Annotated in this window: 11 protein-coding genes and 1 tRNA gene; 2 read left to right on the top strand and 10 right to left on the bottom strand. The window is 55.1% G+C overall.

Going from position 1 to position 17,044, the window contains the following annotated elements:
• Positions 1–58: 58 nt before the first annotated feature.
• The 6 genes from F4X55_07630 to murQ form a co-directional block, all read right to left on the bottom strand.
• Positions 59–4,723: an autotransporter domain-containing protein gene (locus F4X55_07630; protein ID MYC40857.1), complete on the bottom strand. Its 4,665-nt coding sequence runs from the start codon at positions 4,721–4,723 to the stop codon at positions 59–61.
• 277 nt (positions 4,724–5,000) lie between these two features.
• A complete protein-coding gene (locus tag F4X55_07625) occupies positions 5,001–5,618 on the bottom strand; it encodes an NADH-quinone oxidoreductase subunit I (GenBank protein MYC40856.1) in 618 nt (205 codons plus the stop codon).
• Between the two features lie 34 nt (positions 5,619–5,652).
• Positions 5,653–7,395, bottom strand: a complete 1,743-nt coding sequence (locus F4X55_07620) for a Na+:solute symporter (GenBank protein MYC40855.1) — start codon at positions 7,393–7,395, stop codon at positions 5,653–5,655.
• Positions 7,392–8,909 carry a glycoside hydrolase family 3 protein gene (locus tag F4X55_07615; GenBank protein MYC40854.1) on the bottom strand — a complete coding sequence of 506 codons (1,518 nt, stop codon included), beginning with the start codon at positions 8,907–8,909 and terminating at the stop codon, positions 7,392–7,394. The genes F4X55_07620 and F4X55_07615 overlap by 4 nt, the downstream gene beginning before the upstream one ends.
• 2 nt (positions 8,910–8,911) lie before the next feature.
• A complete protein-coding gene (locus F4X55_07610) occupies positions 8,912–10,093 on the bottom strand; it encodes an anhydro-N-acetylmuramic acid kinase (protein MYC40853.1) in 1,182 nt (393 codons plus the stop codon).
• Positions 10,094–10,148: 55 nt separating this feature from the next.
• Complete coding sequence (murQ, locus tag F4X55_07605; GenBank protein ID MYC40852.1) at positions 10,149–11,081, bottom strand: N-acetylmuramic acid 6-phosphate etherase; 933 nt, start codon at positions 11,079–11,081, stop codon at positions 10,149–10,151.
• A gap of 92 nt (positions 11,082–11,173) precedes the next feature.
• Between murQ and F4X55_07600 the strand changes: the two genes are divergently transcribed.
• A tRNA-Gly gene (locus F4X55_07600) sits at positions 11,174–11,247 on the top strand.
• 46 nt (positions 11,248–11,293) lie between these two features.
• Here the strand turns inward: F4X55_07600 and F4X55_07595 are convergent.
• From F4X55_07595 to F4X55_07585, 3 genes are all read right to left on the bottom strand, one after another.
• Positions 11,294–11,908 carry a GtrA family protein gene (locus F4X55_07595; protein MYC40851.1) on the bottom strand — a complete coding sequence of 205 codons (615 nt, stop codon included), beginning with the start codon at positions 11,906–11,908 and terminating at the stop codon, positions 11,294–11,296.
• Positions 11,909–11,990: 82 nt separating this feature from the next.
• A complete protein-coding gene (locus tag F4X55_07590) occupies positions 11,991–12,770 on the bottom strand; it encodes a hypothetical protein (protein MYC40850.1) in 780 nt (259 codons plus the stop codon).
• A 75-nt stretch (positions 12,771–12,845) separates the two neighbouring features.
• The gene (locus tag F4X55_07585; protein MYC40849.1) at positions 12,846–13,631 is read right to left on the bottom strand and encodes an MCE family protein; all 786 of its coding nucleotides are present in this window, start codon (positions 13,629–13,631) and stop codon (positions 12,846–12,848) included.
• A 160-nt stretch (positions 13,632–13,791) separates the two neighbouring features.
• Between F4X55_07585 and purH the strand changes: the two genes are divergently transcribed.
• Positions 13,792–15,357 carry a bifunctional phosphoribosylaminoimidazolecarboxamide formyltransferase/IMP cyclohydrolase gene (purH, locus tag F4X55_07580; protein MYC40848.1) on the top strand — a complete coding sequence of 522 codons (1,566 nt, stop codon included), beginning with the start codon at positions 13,792–13,794 and terminating at the stop codon, positions 15,355–15,357.
• A gap of 47 nt (positions 15,358–15,404) precedes the next feature.
• Here the strand turns inward: purH and F4X55_07575 are convergent, their stop codons facing one another.
• Positions 15,405–17,033 carry a TolC family protein gene (locus tag F4X55_07575; GenBank protein ID MYC40847.1) on the bottom strand — a complete coding sequence of 543 codons (1,629 nt, stop codon included), beginning with the start codon at positions 17,031–17,033 and terminating at the stop codon, positions 15,405–15,407.
• Between the last annotated feature and the right edge of the window lie 11 nt (positions 17,034–17,044).

Raw genomic sequence — 17,044 nt, 5'->3', positions numbered from 1 at the left:
GGACTCTTCTTGCGATAAAGGGAGCAGTCAGCAGTCCGGACGCCGCCTTTGGAACCGATCAGAAATTAAGCTTTCCTCTCAGCATGACTCCGTGCTCGGGTTTCTTCGCGTCGCTCTGCCTGCGCTCGGTTTCAAGGCTCAGGCTTGCAGAATGCCCGAGGTCCAGACGACTGCCGAGGCGGTACTGTCGCCACCCGTCTCCTCTAACCCTGAGGCCGCTGTAAGGAGTAAGGAGCCCGTCTCCGCCGAGAGCCGAGAGTCCGTATCCGAACTCCGCGTCAAGGTGCATATCGCTGTTCCTGCCGTCTTCTGACGAGAGTCCTTTAACTCCGCGCTCCCAGAGATTCTCAATCCCGCTTGAAGTCTCTCCCCACCCCGGAGCCACGCTGAACAGCGCTCCCCGCTTGTCCGCTCCCGTATCAAGGATTATCGCTCCCCCCACGCCCCACTGGCTGAACTTATCTGAGCTGTGGGTCGCCAGCCAGCGCCCCCTTCCGGAAATACTCAGGCCCATATTCGGATCCTCGAAAAGGAACCCGCCTCCGATTTCAACCCCGGTGCCCGTCTCTCCGTCTCCCCCGTCATGGCGAAGCGCAACTTCCACAAGGGGATTGAGCCAAGTTCCGGACGCAAACCTGTACTCATAGCTTCCCTCCATGCTCAACCGCAGCTGGTGTACTCCCACGGAGGAGTCATCGATCAGGTAGTCGTCGCCCTCAACATCCATCCATACCTTAAACGCTTCGCCCTTAAGCGAGAAGGTGGTGTCTCCCACGTCAAACACCCTGCCGCTTCCTCCCGCGGCCGCCGACTTGTAGCTGAGGTCGCTTGAAGCGACGCTCTGAACTTCTTCGTCGTCTATCTCTATTTCCCCGCGACCGTAGCCAATCGCACCCCAGAGGTAAGCGTCTTCGGATATAAGCCACGCAACGTACGGAGCCACGCTAAGCATCCTTACATAGTAATCTCCACTTCCTCCCTCTCCCGGGGTGGAGTCCGTGTAATCGAAATCTCCCTTCGTCAAAGCGACGGAAAGTCCCATCAGCACGCTCTCGGTTAACCGCCTGTCGACCCCGAGATAGCCGCTTGCTACGCTACCGTCCCAGTTCAGACTTTCGCCGCTTCTCCCGACCGAAAGGGCACTGTAGTCCGCCTTGCCCCAGAACGCTATATCCCCCTGCCTCTCTATGAGCTCCGGTTTCCCATCCTCTTCAATCCACATATTTTCATCCCCGGGATATTCCCTCCGTAATTCTTTCGGTAATTCTTTTGAATGTTCCCGAGTATGCTTTCCGGGAGCTTCTTTGGGCCGTTCTTTTGGATATTGCTTCGGTTTCCTAGGCATCCCTCCGGCCTTGATTATGAATGAAGACCCGTAGAGCAGTTCCTCGAGGCTGAGCTCTTCCAACAGTTCCGGATCATCCCACATATCAATTCCAATGACATCGTGGAGCCCCGCGCGCTGATCCATGAGCCTGAACATCCCTGTGCGCTCAAAAGACCCCGAAAGCACGCTGTCAAGACGCCACGTAAGCGCATCAAGCGAATTCCTCGTCATAGTCCTCCCGAACTCGGGAAGAATACTGATGCTGACACGTCTTAGCCGCCGAAAGGCAGAAGCGCTCGTCTCGGCCGTGGCCTCGGCTGAAGCATCTCCCGGACCTACTACGTTCACCGCGCGCACCCTGAAGGAGTAGACAGTGCCGTTTTTAAGACCCGTGACCACGTAGCTGGTTTCATTTGTCTCCATGGGACCGCTGTTATCTATGGATATCCAGTTGCCAAACGAGCCACCCTCTTCCTTCTGGCTGTACTCGTAACTGGTGATCGGAAGACCGCCGTTATCTACGGGTCGCTCCCACATGAGCGTCACGCGCTCATCGCCCGGAACCGCCGTCAGATTCTGCGGGGCGCCAGGCGCGGTGGCAGGCGTGGCTCTTACCGGCCTAGACTCAGGGCCGGGACCGATGCTGTTCACCGCACGCACCTTGAATTTATAGGTCTCACCGTTGATAAGCCCGGTTATGGTGTGGGTAGTGGATTTTCTTTTGGTCGAGATCCACTGGATGTCATCAATCATGTATTCGTAGTACTTGATGACGCTTCCGCCGTCATTCGGGGTCCTCCAGCTAAGCGTCACCTCTCCGTCGCCCCCAGCCGCCATGAGATTTCCGGGAGCGCTTGGAACCGTCGCTTTCGGTGTGTTTGGCTTGTTCGGCTTGTTCGGTGTGTTCGGTGTGTTCGGCGTTACCCCGGGGTCAGGCGTTTTCGTGCTTGAAGGCGATTCGGTCACATTGGTCACGTTGATGGTTACCGCGATGGTAGCGCTCTCCAGGGAAGGGTCATTCACAGTAATCTCGACCGAGTAAGATCTCTTGGTCTCGTAGTCAAGAGGTGCCTTGGTTTTTATCTGTCCTGAAGTTGGATCGGCCAGGGCAAACGAAGCTGCGTCAGCACCTCCAAGCGAATAGGTAAGCGGATCGTTATCCTGATCCATCGCGGTTACCGGCGCGCCGACGTTCCTTCCGGGCGGGGTGTTCTCAGGAACGGAACGCGTGGCCGTGGGAGCGGAGAACGTAGGCGCGTTGTTTGACGGCGGCTCGACACGCACCACAAGGTCGGAAATTACGTGCGCCATTTTCCCGGAACCGCGCCGGTCCGTATAGTCTGCCTTCACACGCAGGTAATTATCCACGTCGTCGTCAACAGGCGTGTAGCCTGATCCCGTGGCACCGCTTATGACAGTCCAGCCATTATTCCGGCTTGTTGATTTCTCCCAAGTCCACGTGACGGCCAATACGTCACCGTCCGGGTCTCTTAAAGCCGCAGTCAACAGCGCGTCTACCTGCGGCTGCACAGAAGAGAGGGTTATTGTCCCTTCCTCCTCTTCGTCGGTTACGCCGATGGTCACTGTGATCGTATCACTCTGGAGGTCTGCGGCGCCCACGGGCCGGTCCCTGGCAATGACAGTAACCGAGTAAGAGTTTTTGGTCTCGAAATCAAGCGGATTCTTGGTTTTTATCTGCCCTGTCGAACTGTCAATATCAAATGAATTCGCGTCCGTACCTCCGAGCGAATAGATAAGCGTGTCGCTTTCCGGATCCATAGCCGTAACTCGGGCACCGATGTTTTCTCCGGCGGTGGTATTCTCAGCAACGGAACGCGTGGCGGGATCACTTTCATCAAACATGGGCGGCCAGTTAAGATTCGGCACCTTGTTGGAGATCGCCCGCGCAGTCTTGCCGGAACCAAAAACAGCGTCCGTATAGGTCGCCGTTGCTCTCAGATAATGGTCTTCGTCGGCTACAACCAGATCGTGGCTCGCGTCCGTGGTCTCGGTGATTGAAGTCCAACCGCTGTTCTGGCTCAATGACCTCTCCCACTCCCACGTGACGCCTGAAGCGGAACCGTCAGGATCGCTCAAAGTCGCAGTCACGATCTCATTCACCTGAAACGGTGACGGATAAGAAAAAATTACCACTCCCGGTTCATCCACGTTGGTAACCGAAATTGCCACATCTATTGAGGTCGCACTCCCGTTATGCTGGGCGGTAACCGTAACTGAATAAGAATTCTTGTCCTCATAGTCAAGCGCCGCCTTTGTCTTCAGCTGCCCGGTAGTTCCATCAATATCGAACGAGTTCGCATCCGTGCCGCCAAGCAAGTAGCTTTCTGAACCCGCAGCCTCGACCGGACCACCGATGTTTTCTCCCGCCACGGTGTTTTCCGCTACAGAACGGGTGGCAGAAGTTCCTTCGGAAAATACGGGGCTCCCATTCCCTCCAAGAGTAACTTCGGCCACGTTCGAATACGGGCCGTTACCCGCGGTGTTGACAGCCCTGATCCTGTAATACCACGTTCCGGAGGAAAGACCTCTATGAAGAAACTCTCTTCTTGTGGATCTAATACCGGTGGAAACATCCGTCCAGCCCGTATTGCCATCCTCCGATATCTGGAGTTGATATCTGTCAACTATGGATTCTATGTAATTAATGCCGTGGCCCGTGAATTCGATCCTTGGAGCAGTCCAGGACAGTATTGCCGTGTCTTCATCTTCCGGGTCGGGGGCCGCACTTAGCTCCGGTGCTTTTGGTTTGACGACTTCTGTATGACAGACAACACCCGTATGCTCGGTGTCCCGGCAATTGTGGTCACCGGGATTTCCATCATCGCTTCTACTACAATCACCAAGACTTGCTTCACTGCCGTCACACAACAAGTCATCCAACCGGAAGTCGTCATTGCCAGCGCTACGCAATCTTGTCAGCGCTCTCCCCTCACTACGTATATGCCCCAACTCCGCGCACGCAACCATTGCGTCTTCATCCGTGAAGTAATCGTCGCATACTCCTTGACCATTACTGTATTCAAGCCTTCCCCGGATAATTTTCTCCGTGGTATCCGTCACCTTATAGCTATCTGTGGCGAATCCAAGAGTTTGGGCATGCGCGGCTACGGAGAAAAACATCGACAGCATGTACACAAACAGCAGGAGACAGACCCCGCTTCTCAGGGTTACTCTTTTCCTGACGGTGAAAAGGGATAAGGGACATACAGCACGCAGTCCCCTCAGACAGAAGAGGAAAAATAAGGTTCCAAGAACCTTGATCTGGAAACTCGCCCGTTTCGGGATTGGCTCAGCCGCTCTCTCATTGCGATGCAAGGACGAGAGGGATTCCCGCTGGCGCTCTGCCCGACAGACAAGCCGTTTATGTTCCACCATCTCGGCCGGTCTTGCGTGAAGAAATCAGGAAAAAACAACCCGACTTCTCTTTTTCTCAGGTCTTGGGAGTGCGTATGTGCACGCTCCCGAGACTAAAAATCCTTTCGATTTAATCTGTTAAGTAAGGCGAAACTCCCGCTGAATCGCCTGTTTCTACACAACCCATAGTTGTGAGTGTGGTTACAAGCACTAAATCCACGGTTTATATTTAACAGGGGATTTTGAGTTATGTCAAGGAATTTATAAAGTGATTTCAGGACTATACGAACGGTTAGTCCTAAGAAGAATGCGGGTCGGCCTTTTTGGAGTAGGTGCCGTCCATCCCCGTTATTCTTGAAATTTCTTCAGGGGAATCGAGTATCTCTCCCTTTTGCATCTTGTAAAGAAAATTCGCGTTGTCCCTGGGGGCGTCGCTTTTCACGTTTGGGTCGAAGAAGACCTCTTTTGTGTGAACGAGTCCCGCGCGGTTGTAGGAGGCAAGTTCGTACTTCATCCCCATCCGAAGCGCGTCGCACGGGCAGGCCTCAACGCAGAAGCCGCAGAAAACGCAGCGCATGAAATCTATGTTGTAAACCTTGGGCCTTCTTTCGATGCCGTAATCGTCGGCGGGTTCGGAAACTATGGAAATAGCCTGGGTGGGACAGGCAATCTCGCAGAGCTTGCACGCGACGCACCTTATCTCCCCTTCGTCATCGGCAGGCATCACGTGAAGTCCTCTGTAATTCTCGGGAAGGGCTTTTACCTCTTCGGGGTATTTCACTGTTATAGGCTGAAAATGCGTAATATGCCTTATGGTGATCATAAGACCCCTCAGCACCTGGGGAATGTAGAGTTTTTCCCAGAAGGAAAGCCGCGGCCGCTTGAGCACTTTCACGTTAATCGCCATAGCAACCATCTATATACCACAGAAAAGAAAAATACTGAAACCGCTAGCGGAAAAAACTGCCGCGACGATGCAGGATGAAGGCGAACGCAATCGCCGAGGCAGAAAGAAGCCAGAGAGCGCTTCTGCCGTCTCCCAAGACGAGCTTTCCCGCCCCTATCATTAAACAGAGCAGGAAAGACACGACAAGCGACCAGTTAAGAAGAACCGAGGAAAAGGCTCCCCGCTCCCGCTCAACCCCCGCCCTCTTACGGACAGGCGACCAGAAACCCGGAGGCCTTACCCTCGAGTAGAATGCCGAGAGTTTCTCCCACGGCTCGGGAGCGGTGGCGAAAGTGGCCACAACCCAGCAGGTTATCGAGACTGGAACAACGAGTATCTGGTGGCGAAGCTCAAGCGGAATTCCCTTCGCCTCGGTGTAGAGAATCAGAACCAGTATGGTCGCAAGCGATGAGGCAAGCGCCACTATCTCGCTCCAGGCGTTTATCCTCCACCAGAACCACCTGAGTATCAGCACAAGGCCAATACCCGAACTCATCGCCCAGAGAAATATCCAAGCATCCCCTATGTTCTTTATCTGAAGCGCCACCACGCCCGCGATCACGGCAAGCGCCACGGTCGCTATCCTCGAGACCCGCACGTAATGGCGCTGCGGGGCGCTTGGCCGCATGAACCTCCTGTAAAGATCATTCACAAGATACGAGGCGCCCCAGTTAAGATGCGTAGAGACCGTGGACATAAACGCCGCGAGAAAAGAAACCAGCAGAAGACCTCGAAGACCCGGCGGGAGAAAATCCCTTATCATAACCAGGTACATAGATTCATCGTCTCCGCCCGCCACCCCAGCCGCTTCGGGAAAGATTACGACCGACGCCAAGGCGACAAGGACCCACGGCCAGAGGCGAAGCACGTAATGGTTAAGCGCGAACCACGCGGTGCCCGCCAAGGCATGCCTCTCGTTTTTCGCCGAACAGAGCCGCTGTATAAAATAGCCTCCCCCGTCGGCGTTATGGGAAGACCACCAGACGACGGTCATGAAAATGAGGAAGGTGAAAAAATCGGAAGAGAAAAAATCTTCGCCGCCCGTGGGTTGCGTGATGAACATAGAGACCTGCTCGGGGGGAAGTTCCGCTATTTTGCTTACGAACTGGTTGTAGCCTCCGACCGCGTCAGAATTTATGACCACGACGGCGAGTATGACCGTGGCGCCGAGCGCTATTGCGTACTGCACCAAATCCGTTATCACCACCCCCCAGAGCCCGGAGAAAACCGTGTAGACAAGCACGATTCCAACGCACAGCGAAACGGCATATATCTGGCCGACTCCGAAAAATACCTCAAATACCTTGGTCATCGCGGTAATCACCCAGCCCATGACTATGAAATTGAAAATCGTCGAAAAATAAAACGCCTTGAAGCCGCGGAGAAACGCCGCGGGGCGGCCCCCGTAGCGAAGCTCTATGAGCTCGTTGTCGGTTATCACCTCCGCCCTTCTCCAGAGCCTTGAGAAAACCACTATCACAAGCGCGTGGCTGAAGATGTAGTTCCACCAGAACCAGTTCTTCCATATCCCCTCGGTTCTTATCCACCCCGTTATGGCAAGGGGGGTGTCGGCGGCAAAAGTGGTGGCGACCATCGAGGTTCCGAGAAGCCACCAGGGAAGCCCGCGTCCCGAGACGAAATAGTCCGAAAGACTTCCGGACGCTCTCCTTGAAAAATAAAAGCCGACCCCCAAGGAAAAAACCAGATAGATGCCCACGAGCGCCCAGTCTATTGCATAGAGTTTCATAGCGTTATTTTCACCGGAAGCCCTGCCGTGGAAAACCTATCTCCCGTGAGAACCTCCGCGGCCGCCCGGCCCGCCGCGCGCGAGGAGTCGAAAAGCGAGATAACGGTATCGAAAAAGGTAAACTCGGCCGCGGGATAAGGAGACCCGAAGGTAAGCAGAATCTTCTCGCCCGAAAAAGAACAGAAACTGTTTACGCAATCGATTATCTCCGGGGGAATAACGCAGTTCTCAGTCCAGCCCGCGGGCGCGACCGACAAAACGCACACAAGCGAAGAATCTCCATGCAACTGCGGAGTCTCGGGCCAGCAGGAAAGCTTCTCTATCCTTACTCCTCCCCCGGAGAACCCTTCGCGAAGCCCGCCCAGAAGCTCCTCTGTCTCATCCGTGCCGAAGTGGAAAACCGAGACCTCCCCGCCGGAAAGAACTCCTCCTCTCAGAACGCAGGCAGAGCAGCGGGAGATTTCCCTTGCGTCTTCTGCGTTTTTCTCAAAATCGGGCGAAGGCGCTTTCTCCATGCCCGTGGCGAAAAGCCTTTTCACGTAGAATATCCTGCTAAGAGATTCCCCGCGCGCCGGATCCCGGAAAAAGCTATCCTCCGCGCGCCTCTCGAGAAACCCTTCTGGATCTCTGGGATCGAGGACTATATCCACCCCGCTTCCAAGCGCTGCGAGTATATTTTCCTCCTCTCGCTCTTCTCCACCCAAGGCATCCATCCTGAAGGAATCCGAGACGATCAGGCCGTTGAATCCGAATTTTTCCCGCAGAAGGCCGCACAGAATCGGTTCGGAGAGCGTGGCAGGGAGCCCGAGCGGGTCAAGGGCCGGAAAACGGACATGCGCCGGCATCACGGAATGAAGCCTTTCCGCGATCGCTTCTCTAAAAGGAGCAAGATCAGTTTCCATAAGTCGCTCGAGGGGTCTCTTGACGCTTGGGAGGCGCGCGTGGGAATCCTCGAGAGTTGCGCCGTGACCGGGAAAATGTTTCGCGCAGGCAAGCACCCCTTCTTTCTGCAGGGTTTCCGCAAAGGCACTTCCCAGTTTTGAAACGACCGCAGGGTCATCAGAGAATGCTCTTACGTTTATTATCGGGTTTTGCGGTTCGGTATTTACGTCAAGAACCGGGGCGAAGGCCAAATTAAGCCCGCAGTACTTCATCTCCTGGGCGGTTATAACGGCCTGGCGTCTTAAAACCTCCTCGTCATCTATCGCCCCCTGGGCCATAGCAAAGGGGAAAAGGGTCGCTCCCGAGACCCGCTGACCGAGGCCCCTTTCAACATCGCAGCCGAAAAGAAGCGGAAGTTCGGACAAGGACGCAAGTTTCCTGGTGGTCTCCCTTACCTGCTCGACGTCCCCGTTGAATACTATGAAACCGCAGACGCAGAAATCCCGCACGAGGCGCTCCGCACGCCTGACGGAGCCGGAATCTGAAAAATCGATCCTCGGCATTAGGAACTGCGCCGCCAGACGGGGCGGCGGGAGATCTTCTGATGAAAACACGGCTGGATTTTCATACATTTTTACAATACATTCTTCCCGATTGAGATTTTCCCGAGAACCGTAGTCTCTCGGGCTCCCGTGACTTCTGGCACGTTCGCCCGGTTTGCGCACACGGTTTCATTTGCGAGTACCGCGAATCCCACGGCTTCCTTGGCATCCGGGGGAATGCCGTACTCATCCGAGAGGCAGAGCTTCGTCGGGGCGAGCTTTTCACAAAGCCTTGAGACCATCACCGGATTGTAGGCCCCTCCTCCGCTCAGCACGACTTCCTCCACGTCCGCGCGCGGGTAGACGAATCTTTCATAGGCGGAAACTATGGAGCAGACGGTAAATTCGACAAGCGTGAGCAGAAGATCAGGCAGGGAGATGTTCTTTTTTTCCGTAAGCGAGAAAAGCCTCGCGACCATCTCTTCCCCGAAAAGCTCCCTGCCGGTCGATTTAGGGGGTTCTATGTCGAAGTAAGGGTTTTTCATAAGACTGCGAAGAAGATCCTCCCTGACCGAACCCCTCTTCGCCATCGCTCCGTCCTCGTCAAAATTTTTCTCCCCTCCCGAGGCAAGCCGCGCCACCGAATCAATCAGGGAATTGCCGGGGCCCGTATCGAACGCCAGGAGTTCCCCGGGTTTTCCCGTAACCAGAGTGCAGTTGGAAATGCCCCCTATGTTCTGGGCGATTATGTTTTTCCCGGTCCTAGAGAACAGCAGGTAGTCCACGTAGGGCATAAGGGGAGCACCTTCTCCACCAGCCGCCACGTCCCTCGTCCTGAAATCTCCCACAGTGGTGATTCCCGTTTCCTCGCAGATAACATCGGCTTCGCCGAGCTGGAAGGTCGAGGAAACAACTCCCCCGAGAGAGGGCGGGTTGTGAAAAACCGTCTGACCGTGGGTGCCCACAAGATCCACATCGGTCGTTTTCAGGGAGGCTTTGCGGAGAAGATCAGACACTGCGGCGGCAAACTCCTGGCCGAGGAGGAAATTCAGGTCGGAGACCGAACCGGCGTTTAAGGAACCGATCGAGAGAAGAAACTTTCTGGCAGCATCCGAGTATTCCCTACAGATAAAGTCCTCGATCCGCACTTCGGTATCCTCCCCCGAGCCGCGAATTCTTACCAGCGCCGCGTCAATGCCGTCCATTGAAGTCCCGGAAATGAGACCGATGATGAGTTTTTCCTTTTTCGAAATTATCGGATGAAGCCAGTTCACACGGAAAAAGCTACCTGATGAAAAGGGGATTTAGCAGACAGGCGGCCGGGAACAATTAAGGACTTTCCGTGCCGCCGGATACGTTCGCAAGGGTCTTTTTCAGCAATCCACCGTTTTCTTTCAGCAGCTTTACCGACTCTTCGCGAGAGAGATCCCCGAGTTTCATTACCACTGCAACCTTGAGGTTCCCTCCAGCTTCCCGGAAAAGCGAAGCGGCTTCTTCTTCCCCCACGCCGCATATGTCCATTATGATTCTCCCTGCCCTGTCAATAAGTTTCGAGGATGCCGGCTTAAGATCCACCATCAGGTTTCCGTAAGTTTTCCCGAGAAGCACCATTGCGGCCGTCGTAATCATGTTAAGGACCATCTTGGTCGCGGTCGCGGCCTTAAGTCTCGTCGAACCCACTATCACTTCCGGACCGACAAGAAGAGGAATGACCAAGTCGGCGGAGACATCCTCGGGCTCGCTGCAGCATATAAGGACGGTGGCACAACCGACCGCCCGGGCGTATTCCAGGGCAGATACCACAAACGGCGTCCCGGAACTGGCCGCGATTCCAAGGACCACGTCGTCGCCGGAGAGCTTTTTGCCGCGAAGGGCTTTCACAGAAGCCGTAGGGGAATCCTCAGCGCCTTCAACCGATTCCCACACCGCGTCGCGTCCTCCCGCCATAACCGCCTGCACTGTCTGGGGGTCCGTCCCGAAAGTCGGAGGACATTCAGCGGCTTCCATAACCCCGAGCCGTCCGCTCGTTCCCGCCCCGACGAGAAAAACCCTGCCGCCGCTCTCAAGCGAACGGAAAACCATTTCCGCCGCCCGGGAAACGGCATCCCTCTCCCTTGAGACAGCCTCAAACGCCTCCCGATCTTCCCCGCTTATAAGATCGATAATTTCTGAGCACGAAAGTTCATCAATATTGATCGTTCTCGGGTTTACCTTTTCTGTAAGCAAATGGGCTGTACGGCGAGTCTTCTTCACAGACAACATTATATCTGAAACCCGCCGCGGTTATCCGGGCAACTGTCCGCAGCGGCAGGTTTGATTTGTAGACAATATCCGTATAGAGTCCTCTGGGTATTGCGGGTGTAGCTCAGCTGGCCAGAGCATTGGCTTCCCAAGCCAAGGGTCGCGGGTTCGAATCCCGTCGCCCGCTCTCACTTTCCCCAAGCCGTGTGTAAGCAGTGCTCCGAACCGGTCGTTCAAGACTTTTTCTCGAAAACCAGATACTTAAGGCCGAAAAAGTTCCAGAAAAGCGTTATCAGGAGAGACACTGCGGCTCCTATGTTCGCCCAGACGGTGGAGGAGATGGACCCCCCCGAACCTCCGAACTCGGTGACCACGTACGTGGCGACCGCAACGTTTATCACAAGCCCCACGCCCACTACTACGAAGAATCTTACGAGCTGGTTCATCCACCCCTCGGCTCCGTTGCTTTGAAACGTCCAGAACTTGTTCCACGCATACCCGTTAACGTTCGCCAGGATAAAGGAAACCGCCTTGAAAACCGAGTACAAAACCCCCTCGGCCACCCCGGAATAATAAATGAGCAGGTTGAGTATCCCAAAGTCGATCACTAGGTTCGAAAAGCTTATCATGCAGAACTTCGCGAACTGGACAAGCGAGGACCACTGGGAGAAAAACCGGAGAAAAAGAAAGTGGATCACGGGACTCAGGATGAAAAGCCCCCACTGCACCCCGACAAGCGTGGAGTGCACGCCGGGCATCTCCGCGCGGAGCGTGAAGAAAAGAAGCAGTACGAAAAACGCGCTTATCTCGCTTATTACGAATAAGACGGGGTAATCCGATCTGGTCATGTCGGCTTCAGAAAAAAAGGGGTGCCCCCCGAAGCGGGAGGCTTCGGAGCGCAACCCCTGAGAACTACATTTATTTATACGTTCAGTTCATTATCTGGAACTGGGGATAGACGAAGCTTCCCTTGGTCCAGATGGCCCAGGTGGGATCCCCAAGCGGCTTCAGCTTGCTAAGCGTATGGCCCTTTGGAGCCTTGAACTTTATTTTCGGGTTAGCCATGGACACCGTTCCCCCATTCCACGGAATCGGGTACTTGACCACCTTCCCCTTCTCCTTCAGATAGCCGAAGTAGTTAAGGTGCCCTCCGCCGAAGCCTCCGAGTTCGCTTCCGACCTCGGCCGTGGCCTCAATCATCGTCTTGCCGTCAACTTCAAGCCTTGTCGTAAGCACTCCATCCTTTACCACGGTGGTGGTCATTCCCTCCTGGGCGGGAATGCCGACTGCCTTCGTGAACTCCCTCATCCTGGGGGAGCTGTTGTAGTACTGGACGAAATACCTACCGGGGTAGGTTATGTCCGAATCCATAACGTACGAGTCGTTTCCGTCAACCTCCACCGTAAGATAGGTGAGCGTGTACGCCCCGAATCCCGAGGTCTGGTTCTTGTCGGGAACCGTATACATGTTGATGACTATGTGATTGTTGGGATGCGGCTTTAGGCCCGCCGGAAGCATCGATTTCAAAACCTCCGGGTCGGCCTTGTAGGCCGCTATGAACATCCACGCGCCCGTCACGAGCTGGGGGCCCGGAAGCGAAGTGGAGCTGCTCGCCGCCTTGGTCGAGCACTGATCCGCATGCGTCGCCGTGAGCGGAACAGCGCAGAAAACAAGAGCAATTAAAAAAACCATAAATCTTCTCGCTGACATCTCTATTACCTCCTTGAAACTGTGTCTTAATCTTCAGGCGCCACCAGAAAGCGGAAACCACTCCCCACGAAAGTTCTAATGCTCCTCTGACGCCTTTTTCTCCTTTTCTTCTATCATATATCTCACGGCGGAGCGGATGAACCTGTTTCTCTCCGCCTCCCCGAGCACTCCTTTAAGCGCGTCGTGAACCGACGGATCGACTACGAGCGCTCCAATGGAACCCTCCCCTTCCCTGATCATCCGGGAAACCTCGGCCAAGTTGGAGGAGAAGCTCCGCATGTCCGCTGCGAACTCCTCGTCGTAGATGAGAGTGTGCAGAAAGCCCTCCTGTTCAGGGGTGGTTTGTTCCGCAAATGCCGACACCATCTTGTCCAGGTTCCTGGAGATGGACGTGAGGTTCGTGACGAACTCCTCTGACTGGCTTATTATCTCCTGCATCTCGGGCGATGTGTAGCCCCTGATCACGATCCCGTCGCGCGCCTTTCCTATGCTCTCCCCTTGGCCGGGAACGATCTCGACGAATTTCGCCCCCAAAAGCCCTTCAGTCTTGATCGTGGCGTGAGAGTCCACTGAGACCCTGGCAAGCGCCCGCTTGTTGATCTCCATCACCACCTGAACCTTCCCCAGGGAGGAATCGTCGGAGAAGCTGATTGAGGAAACCGACCCGACCCCGACGCCCGAGAGGCGCACGTAGGCACCCTCGAGGAGCCCGGCCGTGTTGTCAAAGTAGGTCTTTACCGTGTACTCCTTCTCAAAGAGTTCCTCCTGGCCGCTTATCGTGAAAACTCCGTAAACGAAAATAGCGATCGACACCAGAACGAAAATCCCTACCTTGAGCTGAGCTGACCTTTCTTTTTTCATCTGCGCTTCTCCGGCACGAGTGCCGTGCTTTATCTTTGATATTGTACCGAAAAACCTGATTGTTTGTAAGCGGAGAATTGAAAATGCGGGCGGCTGTGATAGCTTTAGTACTCTGATTCCGCCCTAGGCACGACCCGATCTCCAAAAGGCGCTTTCATTCATGACAACGATAAAAAAAGCGGTAATAAGCGTTTATGATAAAAAGGGAGTAACCAAGCTCGCAAAGGGTCTTGGGGAACTGGGAGTGGAGATACTCTCAACGGGCGGCACCGCCAAGAGGCTTCGCGACGGCGGAGCGAAGGTGACTGAGATTTCCGATTACACCGGCTTTCCGGAAATCCTCGGAGGAAGGGTAAAGACCCTTCACCCGAAAATACACGGAGGGCTTCTGGGGATAAGGGACGATGAGCGCCACTCAGAGGAGATGGCCGAGAATTCCATCGAGCCCATAGACATGCTGGTGGTGAACTTCTACCCGTTTGAGGAAGTTGCGGCAAAAGAGGGAACCTCGTTTTCTGAAGCTATGGAGAACATAGATATAGGGGGGCCCGCAATGCTTCGAGCCGCCGCGAAAAACCACGCGTCGGTGACTGTGCTCACGGATCCGGCCGACTACGGGACGGTGCTCCGTGAGCTTCGGAAAAACAAGGGCACAATCTCTCCCGAGACCAATTTCCGCCTCTCGGCTAAGGCTTTCTCCTATGTCTCAAGATACGACGCGGCTATATCGAACTACCTCTCGTCTGTGGAGCCCGGTGGCGCGAGAAACACCCTTCCCGGGACTTACACTCTCTACCTTGAAAAGAAGTTCGACCTTCGCTACGGGGAAAACCCCCATCAGCGTGGAGCCTTCTACACAGAGAGCGGAATCGGCGACGCTTGCTGCGTCGCAAACGCAAGACAGCTTCAGGGAAAAGAGCTTTCACTTAACAACATATACGACACCGACTCGGCCTTCGAGCTGGTGAGAGAGTTTTCGGACACCGCCTGCGTGATAGTAAAGCATAACAACCCCTGCGGGGCGGCGCTTGGGGCTACTCCCGCGGAGGCTTTCTCAAGGGCGAGGGAGTGTGATCCGGAAAGCGCTTTCGGCGGGATAATAGCCTTCAACAGGGAGGTTGACGAGACGGCGGCAGAAGAGGTAGCCAGCATGTTCGCGGAAGTCATTATAGCGCCCGGTTTCTCGGAAAAAGCCCTTATGCTGCTTTCGGCCAGGAAGAACCTGCGAGTGCTTCTCACAGGCGGTATGGGGATCGGCGGGGCGGGGAGCTGGGACATAAAGAAAGTGACGGGCGGGGCGCTTATACAGCAAAGCGACAGGGACTGGGGGGATGATTTCTCAGACATAAAGATCCCGACCAAAAGAAAACCCACCGAGGAGGAGATGGCCGACCTCCGGTTTGCCTGGAAGGTCTGTCGGCACACCAAGTCAAACGCTATTGTGTACGCGAGGGATCGCAGGACGGTGGGCATAGGAGCGGGCCAGATGAGCAGGGTTGATTCCGTCAGGATCGCGGGGATGAAAGCCCGTACGCCGACCGACGGCTCGGTATTAGCTTCCGACGCATTTTTTCCTTTCAGAGATGGTGTTGACGAAGCGGCGCGTGTGGGAATAACCGCAATAGCGCAGCCCGGGGGATCGATAAGGGACAAAGAGGTTATAGCTGCCGCGGACGAACACTCGATGGCGATGGTCCTCACCGGGAAAAGGCACTTCAAGCACTGATGTGCTGGCCGCCAGCTAAAAAGATCTTGCAATAGGCCTCCGGAAAATCAGTTAACTTCAAGATAAGGCGCGATGTCCGAGTGGTTCTCTATGAGAAAGGAATTGCTTTCAATCATCGTCCCCCTTGCGCGTTCAAGGTCGGCCAAGGCGATCCGGTAGCTTGCGAAGGCGCTTATGTAGTTGGCCTCTGCGCTTATGAGGTCCCTCTGCGCCTCGAGTATCTCCCTCGTTGTGGAAAGTCCCGCCTTGAACTTTTCCTCCTCGTTTCCCAGAACCTCTTTGGCCAAGTTGGTCGAAAGCAGGGCGGCCTCCATTTTTTTCCGGCTGCTTGCAATCTCCCTTATGGCGTTTCTCACGTCAAGGCGCACAGCATCTTTCTGCTTCTGGTAGCTTATAACGCTTCGGTCATAGTCGGCACGGGCCTTTGCGTAGTCTCCCCCGGCCTTTCTCCCAAAAACGGGAAAGCTGAGCTTCCCCGTGACGCTCCAGCTCGGAAAATCACGGTCGACGATGCTGTCATAGGCGTGCGAGGAATCGGCAAAGCGCGGGGACACGTCGGCAAGCCCCCCGAAAATTATCCTGTCGGGGTTCTCGGAGCCTCCGAGACCCAGATACTCGAGACGGCCCTCGACCGTGAGACGGGGAAGCCTCTGGCGGGAGTAAAAGGTCTTAAGCGCCTGGGCCTTTTCCATCTCCTGCTCTGCCCGGCGCATCTCGGGACGTTTCTCAAAGGCCTGAAGCACCGCCTCAAGCTCTGACACCGGGTCATACGCAGTCGGCATGGAATCGGTTATCTCAAGCAGTTCGACGCTCTCCTCCAAGGGGATGACAAGCAGGTTCTTAAGCGCGTCCATAGAGGCCTCGTAGGCGTTCTCCGCGTTTATCATCCTCACCTTCCTAGCGGCGCTCTCAGAGCGCGCCTGTGTAAGGGTCACTCTCGGCAGAACCCCGACCTCCACCTGTATTCCGGTTCTCCTCTCAAGATCAAGTGCCAAATCATAGGCTTTTTTCTCAAGGTCGCGGTCGCGGGCGGCGGCCACTACTCCCCAGTAGCTTTTCTCAAGATCAAAAAGCGTCTTTGCCACCACGCGCTCGAACTCGTACACGGATATGTTCTTGTCTTTTCTCGAGAGCACAACCGATACCCTGTCAGAAGCAATATCGAAGCCGCGGAGAAGCTCCTGCCCCACGCTGAAACCGAGGCTCGCAGCCCATGACGGGCTAAGGCTTTCAATCGGGGAATCGGTCTCGGTTCTCGACACCTCGAGGTCGTAGAGCTTATAGAAGGTCCCGGTGGGAAGCCTGCCCGAGAGTTCGCTTCCAAAAGAGAAAACTTCGGCATTTATTATTCCGTCCTCTATGAGAGAACTCGAGGTGGGAATCTTGGTATCAGCGTACGAGGCCATAAAGCTTATCTCGGGATCGTATGCGCCCTTCCTGCTCTTGTGCTCCCCGCGGGCGGCGTCGACGCCGAGCATCCAGACCCTTATGTCGTGGTTTTTCTCAAGGGCCATTATCTTTGCCTGCGTGAGCGTAAGGGCTGAAACCCCACCTGTGGCGAAAAGAAAGCACGCGGCAAAAACCAGAAATATCTTTAAGCGTTTCGACATCGAGATAGCTCTGTTACCTGAAACCGAACCCTTGTGCTCTATGCATAGGTCCGGATTCTTCGTCATCCTCCCCGAAT

The sequence above is a fragment of the Candidatus Dadabacteria bacterium genome (assembly GCA_009840385.1).
In the GTDB taxonomy this organism is placed as follows: domain Bacteria; phylum Desulfobacterota_D; class UBA1144; order Nemesobacterales; family Nemesobacteraceae; genus Nemesobacter; species Nemesobacter australis.
Note: the sequence above shows the minus strand (reverse complement) of the source record. Positions and strands in the feature narration are given on the sequence as shown.

Bases quoted from the DNA above. Each gene is read 5' to 3' on its own strand.
- F4X55_07630 (MYC40857.1), bottom strand. From the start codon at position 4,723: ATGGTGGAACATAAACGGCTTGTCTGTCGGGCAGAGCGCCAGCGGGAA.
- F4X55_07625 (MYC40856.1), bottom strand. From the start codon at position 5,618: ATGGTTGCTATGGCGATTAACGTGAAAGTGCTCAAGCGGCCGCGGCTT.
- F4X55_07620 (MYC40855.1), bottom strand. From the start codon at position 7,395: ATGAAACTCTATGCAATAGACTGGGCGCTCGTGGGCATCTATCTGGTT.
- F4X55_07615 (MYC40854.1), bottom strand. From the start codon at position 8,909: ATGTATGAAAATCCAGCCGTGTTTTCATCAGAAGATCTCCCGCCGCCC.
- murQ (MYC40852.1), bottom strand. From the start codon at position 11,081: ATGTTGTCTGTGAAGAAGACTCGCCGTACAGCCCATTTGCTTACAGAA.
- F4X55_07595 (MYC40851.1), bottom strand. From the start codon at position 11,908: ATGACCAGATCGGATTACCCCGTCTTATTCGTAATAAGCGAGATAAGC.
- F4X55_07590 (MYC40850.1), bottom strand. From the start codon at position 12,770: ATGTCAGCGAGAAGATTTATGGTTTTTTTAATTGCTCTTGTTTTCTGC.
- F4X55_07585 (MYC40849.1), bottom strand. From the start codon at position 13,631: ATGAAAAAAGAAAGGTCAGCTCAGCTCAAGGTAGGGATTTTCGTTCTG.
- purH (MYC40848.1), top strand. From the start codon at position 13,792: ATGACAACGATAAAAAAAGCGGTAATAAGCGTTTATGATAAAAAGGGA.
- F4X55_07575 (MYC40847.1), bottom strand. From the start codon at position 17,033: ATGACGAAGAATCCGGACCTATGCATAGAGCACAAGGGTTCGGTTTCA.